At 67.7% G+C, this 11515-nt stretch carries 8 protein-coding genes and 1 pseudogene; 5 read left to right on the forward strand and 4 right to left on the reverse strand.

The genetic code is table 11. The annotated features are described in order from the left end of the window. Positions 1-262: 262 nt before the first annotated feature. Positions 263-826 (reverse strand): hypothetical protein, encoded by a 564-nt coding sequence (locus ABZW18_RS10505; RefSeq protein WP_356184927.1) that lies wholly within the window; start codon positions 824-826, stop codon positions 263-265. Positions 827-840: 14 nt separating this feature from the next. Then, on the reverse strand, positions 841-1194 hold the full coding sequence (locus ABZW18_RS10510) for a PadR family transcriptional regulator (RefSeq protein WP_356184930.1): 354 nt from the start codon (positions 1192-1194) through the stop codon (positions 841-843). A gap of 400 nt (positions 1195-1594) precedes the next feature. On the opposite strand from ABZW18_RS10510, the gene ABZW18_RS10515 reads away from it, so the two are divergent. Next, entirely contained in the window at positions 1595-3151 is a 1557-nt protein-coding gene (locus ABZW18_RS10515) for an FAD-dependent oxidoreductase (protein WP_356184933.1), read from the forward strand. A gap of 606 nt (positions 3152-3757) precedes the next feature. Then, positions 3758-4351 carry a hypothetical protein gene (locus tag ABZW18_RS10520; protein ID WP_356184936.1) on the forward strand — a complete coding sequence of 198 codons (594 nt, stop codon included), beginning with the start codon at positions 3758-3760 and terminating at the stop codon, positions 4349-4351. A 689-nt stretch (positions 4352-5040) separates the two neighbouring features. On the opposite strand, the gene ABZW18_RS10525 is transcribed toward ABZW18_RS10520, so the two are convergent. Continuing rightward, positions 5041-6153 (reverse strand): PP2C family protein-serine/threonine phosphatase, encoded by a 1113-nt coding sequence (locus tag ABZW18_RS10525; RefSeq protein WP_356184937.1) that lies wholly within the window; start codon positions 6151-6153, stop codon positions 5041-5043. A 257-nt stretch (positions 6154-6410) separates the two neighbouring features. Beyond that, positions 6411-6587: pseudogene (locus ABZW18_RS10530) on the reverse strand (IS5/IS1182 family transposase); the annotation flags it as partial. A gap of 828 nt (positions 6588-7415) precedes the next feature. On the opposite strand from ABZW18_RS10530, the gene ABZW18_RS10535 reads away from it, so the two are divergent. From ABZW18_RS10535 to ABZW18_RS10545, 3 genes are all read left to right on the forward strand, one after another. Continuing rightward, entirely contained in the window at positions 7416-8558 is a 1143-nt protein-coding gene (locus ABZW18_RS10535; protein WP_356184940.1) for a N(5)-(carboxyethyl)ornithine synthase, read from the forward strand. Positions 8559-9764: 1206 nt separating this feature from the next. Further along, on the forward strand, positions 9765-10547 hold the full coding sequence (locus ABZW18_RS10540) for a calcium-binding protein (RefSeq protein WP_356184942.1): 783 nt from the start codon (positions 9765-9767) through the stop codon (positions 10545-10547). Positions 10548-10618: 71 nt separating this feature from the next. Continuing rightward, positions 10619-11401, forward strand: a complete 783-nt coding sequence (locus ABZW18_RS10545; protein ID WP_356184944.1) for a calcium-binding protein — start codon at positions 10619-10621, stop codon at positions 11399-11401. Positions 11402-11515: the final 114 nt, after the last annotated feature.

Here is an 11515-nt window from a genome sequence, read left to right on the forward strand (position 1 = left end):
CGGCGCCGCGGGCACGAACCGGCACTCCCGAGTGGTGAGCTGAGCGATCGGCCGGGCGCTTGTGAGGCACCGGGGCAGGGCTGGGCGGAGCCGCCCGGAGGCACCAAGGCCCCTCTCGGCCGGATCAGTCGGGCGCAGGCGGCTACGGTTTCTACGGGCTGTCGGGGTACGGGCTCATCTGCAAAGCGAAGTACAGGCTCAAATGCAGAGGCGCGTACGAAGTTTTAGCCAGAGTAAAGCCAGGTTTCGACAGTCGGTCGGTTCAGGAGCTGCGGCGTGCGGCTCGGTGCAGGTGTGCGCAGGCGAGCGCTGAGACGAGCGCGGCGGCGGCCATCGTGGCGAGCTCCCAGGCGTACGGGTGCATCGAGCCTGTAGCGACAGCGAGGCCCACGAGTGCGATGCAGAGGGGCACCAGCAGCGTTGCCCCCATCCCGGCCACCTTGTCCCGGGTCCGCCACTGCGGCGCGATCCACAGCAGTACCGTCCCGGCGATCAGGGCAATGCCGCCAATCAGAGGAGTGACCACTGTCAGCGGACCGGCGATCGGCAGAAGGACCAGAGGGGCAATGGTGTGCCATCGGCTCGCAGGCGGCATTGGCGGCTCCTCCCCCTGAGCAGTTGCCACGATCGTGCGGGGGGCACCAAGACGCTCAAGCACTCCGCGTACTCCCTCGTCGCCTGGGGTGGTCTCTTCTTCGAGGGCCACGGCAATGTGTTCGGTCAGATCGGCCAGCAGTTCGCTCCTGCGCTCCGGACTGAGTCCGGTCGCCTCGCGCGCCACGGTGGCCAGGTACGTTTCCACGAGTGGGTGATCGGTGGTCTTCACGCTGAATCTCCTGGTCAATCGGCGATGAAATGATCGACGGCATCACGGAAGTACGGCCAGATGGTGGTGAATTCCTCCAGTGCGGTGCGCCCCGAGGCCGTCAGGGCGTAGTAGCGGCGGGGTGGCCCGCTCGGCGACTCCTGCCAGCTGGTGTCCACTAGCCCCTCACGCCGCAGCCGCGCGAGCAGCGGGTAGATCGTGCCCTGACTGGTCGCCATGGCACTCACGGCTCCGAGCACCCCCAACAGCTCAACTCCATAGCGGGGGCTGTCTCGCAACAGAGCCAGAACGCAGTATTCGAGCACCCCTTTTCGGAGCTGACTCTCAGCCTTACCCGCACCCGGCTTACCTGTAACGTCAGGTTCCATGCATTGCATGATACCAGCACAGGCGTGAACGGAGCGCAGGATGGGCGTCTACGCAGCCTGCCGGCCCGCATCAGGGCCTCGCCGAGGGCGTCGACATCCCGACGGAGACCGACCGACGACTCCGCCCGCCCACAGTCTGGGCCGAGCCCCGCAACCCGCGCGGATGCCCCTGCGCCAAGAGCGCAGTGACGAAGCACGCTCAGCCGTTCGCCGAACCGGACGACGCGCCGACCAGCACCCCACCTGCCGTGGCCGGGCCGGCTTCCCGGCCGTTCATCGCTGGTTTCGCATGACTGAGCCGAGCGGAACGGATTAATTTTGGCCGATAGCGGGGTGTGATCCGCCCACCGAAGCGGCTTAGGTGAAGGGATCGGACAGCCAGGTCGGCCGAGGGGGACGGGTGTACGACTACATCATCGTGGGTGCCGGGTCGGCGGGGTGCGTGCTGGCAGCCCGACTCACCGAGGACGCGAGCACGCGCGTCCTGCTCATCGAAGCCGGGCCGGTGGACGATGCCCAGGAAATCCACGTTCCGGCCGCGTTCAGCAAGCTGTTCCAGACGAAATACGACTGGAGTTACCTCACTGACTGCGAACCGGGGCTGGACGGCCGCCGCCGCTATCTGCCCCGGGGCCGGATGCTCGGCGGCTCGTCGTCGATGAACGCGATGATTTACATACGCGGCAATCGACGCGACTACGACGCCTGGGCGGCCGCCGGCGCCGACGGGTGGAGCTGGCAGGATGTCCTTCCCTACTTCCTGCGCGCCGAGGACTTCTCGGGCGCCCCGTCACCGTGGCACGCGACCGGCGGACCTCTCACGGTCAGCGAGGGCCGTTCCCTGCATCCGTTGATGGCCGCCTATGTGGCGGCCGCCCAGGAGGCCGGCCACCCCTACACCATCGACTTCAACGGTCCGGAACAGGACGGTGTCGGCTACTACCACCTCACTCAGCGCGACGGTCTGCGCTGCAGCACCGCTGTCGCGTATCTGCGGCCGGCCTTGTCCCGGCCCAACCTCGAGGTGCTCACCGGCACCCAATGCACCCGCCTCCTGCTCGACGGCGACCGCACGACCGGCGTCGAGGTGGACCGGAACGGCGAATCGCTGCGACTGCGCGCCGAACGGGAAGTGGTGCTGTCGGCCGGGGCGTACAACTCCCCGCAACTGCTCATGCTCTCAGGCATAGGCGCGGCCGGTGAACTGGCCGCCCGCGGCATCACGCCGCGCGTCGACCTCCCGGTGGGGGAAAACCTGCAGGACCATCCGCATGTCGGCTTGTGCTACCTGACCGACACCGAGTCGCTGATGACCGCCGAGACACCGGACAACGTGCGCCTGCTGGAGACAGAGGGCCGCGGCCCGCTCAGCTCGAACGTGGGCGAGGCCGGCGGATTTCACCGCACCCGCGAAGGGCTGGACGCCCCCGACATCCAGGTGCACGCCACCCCGGTGATGTTCCACGAGGAAGGCATCAGCCCCGTCACCGACCATGCCTTCATGTTCGGCGCGGTCCTGCTCGCCCCCACGAGCCGGGGCAAAGTCTCCCTGCGGTCGGCTGTGCCCAGTGCCAAACCGCATATCCTGCACAAGTACCTGACCACCGAGGACGATCGCGCGACGATGATCCGGGCGCTCAGGATGCTGCTCGACATCGCCGACCAGCCCAGCCTGCGCAAGCACCGCCGAGCCGATTTCCGCGTACCCCGCTCCACGGACGACACCGGCCTGCTCGACTTCGCCCGGCGCGAGTTGCAGACCCTCTACCACCCGGCGGGCACCTGCTCCATCGGCCCCGTCGTGGACTCCCGGCTCAGGGTGCATGGCGTGAACGGCCTGCGGGTGGTGGACGCCTCGGTCATGCCCACCGTGGTGCGGGGCAACACCAACGCCCCTACGATCATGATCGCGGAAAAGGCCGCGGACATGATCCGCGGCCTCCCGGCACCGGCCTGACGCCGCGCGGCGCCCTTCCACTGTGAATTCTCGGTGTAACGCCAGGTGCGATACGGCTCTGACCTGTGCCCTCGTGAATCTGGTGTGAGGAATTGTGGCTGTACTTTTGGGGCCGTTGAACTGGCCTTACTACGTCGTGTCGTGCAATGGCCAGGGGGTAGACGGTCCCTGGCCTCTGGTTCCATGGATAAGTGAGATTCCCGTTCCCGTTACGAGCATCCCTAGTGGTTTTCCGGGTGGCGATGTGGTGCTCCACCAGCATGGTTCCCGCTGCTCGGCGCGCGAGAGTGACGGATCCGAGCCGTTGTGGCCGAGAAGGGCCGGTCGTCTCGTTTCCGACTGAGGCTCAGGCCGAGCAGAGCTGCGGCTGGTTGCGACCGGTACGCCTTCTCGCGCTTGGTGCGGCGGTACAAACTACCTTGAACGTTTGCCACTGAAGATGGACCGGTGCGTGGTTCGTGCCATCAAGGATTGGCCGCGCTGCCCAGCGGCCCGTGTGCTCTCCTGGGTGAATCATATGGCTGACTGCAACCTGCGATTGCTGTCCGTGCTGTCCTGGATTCACCCCACGATCAAGGGGTCGGCACGCGCGGTAGGAGACGGCTCATGAGATTTTCACGACGCACCACGTCAGCACCCGCTCACATCCGGGACACTCCCGATAGCACCGCAGGCGGCCCCCTGGCGCGCACAATCGGAGCCAGCCTGAGCGTCGCCCTGCTGGCGCTGCCCGGCCTCGCCCTGGGCAACACCGCCATGGCCGCGGAGCACCGCGCCGCCGCGCCGGCAGGCGATTACTGCGCACCGAAGACGCAGCTCTACAGCGAGGATCGGTGGACCTACGCCGAGGCGCAGGTGTGCTTGCGGTTCGGGCCCGGCGGCAACGAGGTGAGGGTGAACAACAGCCAGCCGCAGTACTACTGGGGCAGCGCCTGGTACAACGCCAGCAGCCGCTACCCGGCCTCCTGGAGCGCCAGCGGCACCGTGACCAAGAGCGGCGAGTCGGAGAACTACGCCACCCCCAGCCCTGTCACGCAGGGGTCTGCCGAAGGTTCGGCCAGCGGCGGCTCTCCCGCCGTCCTCAATGGCTGCGGCACCTACAGCGTCACCATGACCTTCCACCAGGCAGGCCCCTACTGGAACGAGATCCCGATCGACTCCGGCGAGCTCACGTACGACATCAACGTGCCGTGCACATGACCCGGTGGTCTCGGAGCAGGGTCGCCGGTCCAACGTCGATGACAAACTGTCAGGGTCCCCTGTCACAGGACATCGGATACCGCAGGGGTATCCGAGGCCTCAGCACCATGGCGGCCATGGCCCCCAACAGCCAGCCCGGCGCGCGGGAGGCCCGCAACCCGTCGTGGTGTGCAGTCCGTACCGCTCCAGGGCGATGCGGCGCAGCATGCCGGCGGCCAGGGCGGGGGAGTGGCGCCAGCGGGGAAGGACCGAGCACAGGTCGGCAACCGCCTCGGTGGGCAGCAGCAGTTCCACGGCCGGGGTGACCTGGAACAGCAGGTCTGCCGTCTGCCCGTGGTGCGCGCCGCGGCGAGGTTGGGGTGCAGCCGTTCGTGCACAGTCGCGCAGTCGGCCAACGATGCCGTGGACATGACCATTTCTCGGGGCGTCGCCGTGGCTCAAGCGTAGCCGCTTGCTCGAATATCTGTGCGATGTCATGGGGGAGGACGTGGCGACCCATGAACACTTGGTGCCCGATGAATTGTGGTAGCTGTTCCGGCGGGTGGTGCCGCCCACGGAGGTGATACGTCCGCAGGGTGGGGCAGTCGTCGGGCGGGTGACCGTGAGGTGGCAAGAAGCGTGGCCGCGTCGTAGGCGGCCACCGAGCGACGACCACGTGCGGATGTCCGAGCGTTAAGCCTGAATAGCCTTCATGTGGTGGGTTCCGGGGGTCCGTTCTCGGTTCGCGTGAGAACGAGGATCGCCATGTCGTCTTGCCGTTGGTTGCCTGTCCAGCTGGATACGTCCTGTGCGAGGGCGTCTACAAGGCGGCTCGGATGGCTGTACTCGCCTGCGGGAAGCTGGGTGCAGGGATCGTAGAACCGGCCGTGATGGTTGCGCGCTTCGGTCACGCCATCGGTGACCAGCAGAAGTGAGGCGCCCGGCCGCAGCGTAAAGACATCTGCGGCGGACACACCGCCCCCCGCCCCGGTCTCCGGCAGCCTCATTCCAAGCGGCAGTTCGTAACGCGCTGGTTCCAGTCGGACCACGGTTCCTCCCTCCACCAGGAAAGGCGCCGGATGGCCACGATTGACCAGTTGCACTGCGTCGCCGTCTGGCGGGATCTGGACCAGCACTGCGGTAGTGAAGTCCTCAAAGCCGCTGACGGTCTCCCGGCGACGGTCGCTCTCCCGGGACAGAGCGCTGTCCAGCCGGTGCGCCAGCTCGGCCAGCGTGGGAGCATGCTCGGCTTCCTGGCGGAACGCTCCGACGATCACGGAGACGGAGGAGATTGCCTGCAGCCCCTTACCGCGAACATCACCGATGATTGCGCGGATTCCATAGGGGGTGGGCTGCACGGCGTACAGATCTCCACCGATCCGAGCCTCTGCTTGCGCCGTCTCGTAGCGAGCGGCCACGGCGAGCGGCCCCGCGCGGCGCGGAGGGTCCGGCAGTACCGCACGCTGCACCGCCTCGGCAACATCGCGGGCCTGCGCAAGATAGCGTCCCTGCCGATGCAGCAGGCGATTGATCCCCAAGGCGATCGAACTGACGATGAGTACGTCGGCCAGGTCGACGAAGAGCGCGGTCGCAGGACGTCGGAGGTGCAGGTCCAGCGCAATCGAGAGCACGCACGCAAGCACGGCGAATGCCAGCCCGGTGCGGAACGACAGCAGGACACATGCGATCAGCGGGGCGGCCGCCAGAAGAGGCAGTCCCATGTACGGCTGCGGCCCGAAGAGGTCAGCAGCCGCGCCCACGAGGAGCAGCAAGGCAGCGACAGCATGGGGGAATGCGAGCGGCCCCCTGCGGAACATCGTCATCACGTCTCTCTGATCAGGGATTCCACACGGTGTGATCGGACCTTTTCCGGTGTGCCGGCAGGCCCATTACCGCCGCAGCAGACCTGCTGCCGAGCCATAGCAAGGTTTCATGAATCCTTTCGGCATTAGCTCACTCCAGCCCTAGAATCTCTGACAGAGCAACGACGACACGACCTTGCACGGCGCGGCCGGGACCCATGGCGGATTCGAGGCTGGCGCACCGGTCGGCCTGCCCACCTCCCGGGCCACGCCGGACCTTTGCCACGGTCGGTCGGATTCGGTCCGGTCAGGGCCTCTTTTGCCGCTCGGACACCGACGGAGCCGATCGCACGCCTCGACCAGTCCAGCTCACCGCGAGCGCCCAGCTCATCGAGCACCACTTGGTTCACCCGTGCCCACACCCGCCCCCCGCTCCACTGAGCGAACCGCCGGTAGACGTCTGCCGGCACGGGCCGAACACCGGCGGCAGCTGCCGCCACGTGCACCCAGAGGTCGCCCCTCGACAAGCTCGGACAAGGCACTTTGGGGGAGCCCGAGGGGCCGCGCAGCCGCGTCACCCCGCTGGAGGTCTACCGGAGCCTGGCAGCGCGGGAGGAACCTCCACTCCACGAGACCGGGCACGTGGCGCCGCCGATGAGGCGCATCAGATGGAAATGGCCGACCATTGCTGCCGCGCTCGCGGCCTGCGACCGCCTGCGAAGAGAACTTGGACAGTGGTGGGACTCCCGCAAACACCTCGAAGGGCCCTCCGGGATCCCCGGGCAGACCGATGAGATCTCCGGTAGAGACGGACGGCAGCAGCATCACGACGGCGCACCTCGGGGCCGGCGCTCTCCCCGAAAGGTCACGGGAACCAGTTGAAGCATCTCTCCGACCATCTGCTGCCGTCTGTCGGCAACGAGACCACCGCTGCCCTTTCCGCATCCGCAACAGCGAGCGCGCGCCGGACGGCTCACCGACCAGCAGTCCAGGCAACCGCCTGGGCCGTCCGGTCACGGCCCTCATCTCTCCGGGGCCTCGGTGGAGAGCAGATCCCGCAGTTCATGCACCGCTTCGCGGAGTTTGTCGGCGAAGACGGTTGCCCAAAGTCTCAGCCGACTGGAGGGGAGCGGCCTGCTGGAGCAGCCATATGCGTGCCGCGGTCGGCGCACCCCGTCACGGGCCGCGGGCCGGCGCAGCCCCGCCGTCGGCGGGGGCAGGACCGCGGAAGCGCCCGTGATTTGGTGCCCTGTGTTAGACAGGCATCAAACAAAGGGGCGCCTGTGCATCAGCTCAAACTCGGAGTCTTGTCGGAGTCACGCAAAGAGAACGAGCGTCGACTGCCGATCCACCCATCGCACTTCGAGCGGATCGACGCCGACCTCCGAGGACGCATCTACCTCGAATACGGCTACGGAGTACGCTTCGGCATCCCCGATGAGCGGCTGGTGCCCTTCGTCGCCGGGTTCCGTTCCCGTGAGCAGCTGATCGCGGAGTGTGACATCATTCTGCTGGCCAAGCCGCTGCCGGAGGATCTGGCGGAGCTGCGCGAGGGACAGGTCCTTTGGGGCTGGCCGCACTGCGTCCAGGACAAGAAGCTCACCCAGGTGGCCATCGACCGGCAGCTCACACTGATCGCTTTCGAGGCGATGAATCACTGGACCACCGACGGGTGGTTCAATCTGCACGTCTTCCACAAGAACAACGAGCTCGCCGGTTACTGCTCGGTGCTGCACGCCTTGCAGATCAACGGTTCGACAGGTGACTACGGTCGTCGGATGCGGGCGGCCGTGATGGGTTTCGGCGCGACCGCCCGGGGAGCGGTGACAGCCCTGAACGCTCATGGAGTGCACGATGTCGACGTCCTGACCCAGCGGGGCGTCACCGCGGTCAGCTCGCCGATCCATTCCGCCCGGATAGTGCAGTTCGACCACGATGACGCCGACCCTCGCCGCAGCCACGCCCTCTCCGATACGGGCCGGGTCCGGCTGGCCGAGTTCCTCGCCGAACACGACATCATCGTCAACTGCGTGCTGCAGGACACCAAAGCGCCGCTGACGTTCCTCATTGACGAAGACCTCCGCACGCTCGCGCCGGGCACCCTCATTATCGATGTCTCCTGCGACGAGGGAATGGGCTTCACCTGGGCCCGGCCCACGACGTTCACGCAGCCGACGTTCGTCGTCGGCGACAACGTCCGTTACTACGGCGTGGACCACAGCCCGTCCTACCTGTGGAACTCGGCCACCTGGGAGATCAGCAATGCGCTGATCCCCTACCTGCGGGCGGTGCTCACCGGACCCAGCGCCTGGGAAGCAAACGAGACCATCCGACGCGCCATCGAGATCCGCGACGGAATCGTTCAGAACCCCAATGTCCTGTCCTTCCAGCACCGCTCACCGGACTACCCGCATGCCCGCGAGTGACGAGTAGACGGAGCCCGGCCCCGGCGGGAGCCGGCCTGCTCCCGCCGAGGGACTGAGCCGGGGCCACCTCGGCCGCTCCCCGCGCCGGCCCCGGCCGGTCGTTGCCTCGCCGTGCACCGACAATGCCTGCCGGGGCGGCCCGCACCACACCTGCGGTTTTGAGCTACATGGCCGGCAAGGCGCCTGCGCGCAGAGTGCCGACGGTCGTGATGCCGCGCTTCGGACCGCCCCTGTACGCGTCTCCCACCGTGGTGACCTTTGCCGCCGGCCGTTCATACGTCGCGAGCGGCCCTTCGAGCGTGCCCGCTCCCTCGGGGAACCGCCGGGGGACCACGATGCCCGGGTTCTCTTCGCGCCAATCACGCAACCGCGCGATTGCCTCGGCCGAAGTGTGCCAGCAGGCGGCCGGCACCTGATCCGCCAGGACGAGGGAAGGCGCAGTTGGGACGCTCTCCCGGTACCAACCATCCCGGGTTGCTGACCGGCTCGCCGAGCTGCTGGACGACGGCACCGGCCGAGTCCGCCCCGAACTCGTCCCGCCGGCCGACTCCCTCCTCGGCATGGACAGCCCGCTGTCCGGCCCAGCCTGGCTCGACAGGCGCACATGACGCTCCGGCTCTACCGCTGACCTGTTGCGACGGCACGCGCATCGACAATTCATTCCCCGTCTTGTTGCTATCGCTTCAATGGCGCTAAACCGCCTCCTCCACAGGTTCTCCACACGGCATACTCAGGCCCGGCGGCCAGAGTGACACCGGGCACCATCTGATGTGTGAGCAATGAGGGGGTGGTGGGCAACCGTCGATCACGACACTTCGGAACGTCGTGGCCGCGGTTCGCCCGATCCGTCGGCACGCAGCGCTTCGCGCGTCCATGCAGTGGCACCGCCATGACCTCGCGGCTGCCGAACCTTCGACACGCGTATATGAACTCCCGCTGTGTGCAGTGAGCCGATACGCGCTGCGCCAATACCGCCGGAACGGCGAACGCACCGAAATACCGGCCGACGAGAATTCGGCCATCGTGCGCAACAAGGTGACGAGGCAACAAGGCACAGCCGCTCGGAGCCGACCCTGCCCCCGGGCACGCGACAGCACGCTGCGTCGGGCACCGCACAGCGGTGCCACCCGCTTGCAGTCACCACCGGTCCACCCGAGGACACCACGACACGAGCAACGATCTTGCACGCATCTAGGAGGCCAGGTCATGGACAACACGCTTCATCGCACCATTGCGCTCCTGACGACGGTATTCGGTTTCACGCTGTGCCTCACTGTCGCGGCGAGCGCGACCCCCGGCACGCAGCCGCCGGGCTCAGCCCTGGCCGGCACGCTGGTGAGCAAGACCGGCACGTCGGTCACGGTCACCGCCGGTGTGGGGCGGGGGAACACCATCTCCGTGTGGCAGGTCGGCGACACCATCAGGGTGAGGGACACCGGTGACTACATAGCGGCGCTCGGCGGGTGCACCGCGGTCAGCGCGACCGAGGCCGTCTGCCCGGCTGCCGGCACCGTCACCGAACTCGTGGTGAACGCTGGTGACCAGGACGACAACGTCACCTCCTCCCTGGCGGGTCCGGGAGTCACCCTGGTCGGTGGCGCGGGTGACGACAGCCTCCAGGGCGGCGCCGCCAACGACACCTTGGAAGGCGACGAAGGCTCCGACTTCCTCTCCGGCGGAGGCGGCAACGACACCCTCGTCGGGGGTACAGGCGCGGACCGGATCTTCGGCGGCACCGGCAACGACTCGATCGAGGGTCGCGGCAGCTCCGACACCATCAACGGCGGTGCCGGGAACGACGTGGTCAGCGGTGGCGGTGGCGGTGACCAGGTGGTTGCCGGCGCCGGCAACGACTTCGTCGAAGGGGGCTCCGGCAGGGACACCATCAACGCCGTGGACGAGGTCAGCGGCAACGACTACGTCCAGGGCGGCACGGAAGCCGACAGCTGCACCGCCGACCTGGGCGACAGCATCGCGGAGTGTCCGTGAACCGGGAAGCACGAGCGGCGCGGAGCCAGGCCGGCCGCGCGGCAGCGACACGACGAAGGAGACGCATAGCCATGACAGCGCGACGCATCAGCGTGATCCTGGCGGCTGGAGCGCTCCTCTGCGCTTCGCTGACCGGTGCCTCGGCCTCGGCCGTCCCGCTCACCGCCGAGCCCCGCGACCTCGCGGAAACCACGGTGGTCGAGATGGTCGGCGGCACTCTGGTCGTCACGGCTGACCAGGGGGTGGCGAACGACATCACTATCCGCCGGCAGGGCAGCACCGTCCTCGTGTCGGACGACGGGGACGGCGTGCGCGCCGTCGCCCCCTGCGAGGCGCGGTTGCAGAACACGGCGGCGTGCCCGCTCCCCGCGGCCGTACAGGTCAACGGCCAGGACGCCGACGACGACATCACGGTCTCCCCGAACCTGGATGCCCCGGCGACCCTGTACGGAGGCAGCGGCGAGGACCGGCTCAACGGCGGTCCCCGCGCGGATCGTCTCGTCGGCGACGACCCGGCCGGCGCCTCCGGCCGTACGGCGGCAACCCCCGGCAACGACACCATCAACGGGGGGCCGGGGAACGACACCATCTCCGGGCTGGGCGGGAACGACACCATCCACGGCAATGCCGGAAACGACACGCTCAACGGAGACGAGGGCAATGACACCCTCAACGGGAACACCGGCAACGACACGCTGACCGGAGGAAGCGGCAACGACACTCTCAACGGCCACGAGGGCAGCGACACCCTCAACGCCAACGACGGCACCAACGCCAACGACAGCCTCGACGGCGGCCTCGCGTTCGACTCCTGCAATCGCGACACCGGCGACACCACGGTCAACTGCCCCTGAGAAACGACCGGCCCATATCTGGCGCGGGGCCCCCCCCCCCCCCCGGGGGGGGGGGCCCCCCCGCGCGGGGGGCAAAAACCAAAACGGAAAATTATTAAAAACCGAAAAGGGGGT

Source organism: Streptomyces sp. NPDC004647 (assembly GCF_040609575.1).
Lineage (GTDB): Bacteria > Actinomycetota > Actinomycetes > Streptomycetales > Streptomycetaceae > Streptomyces.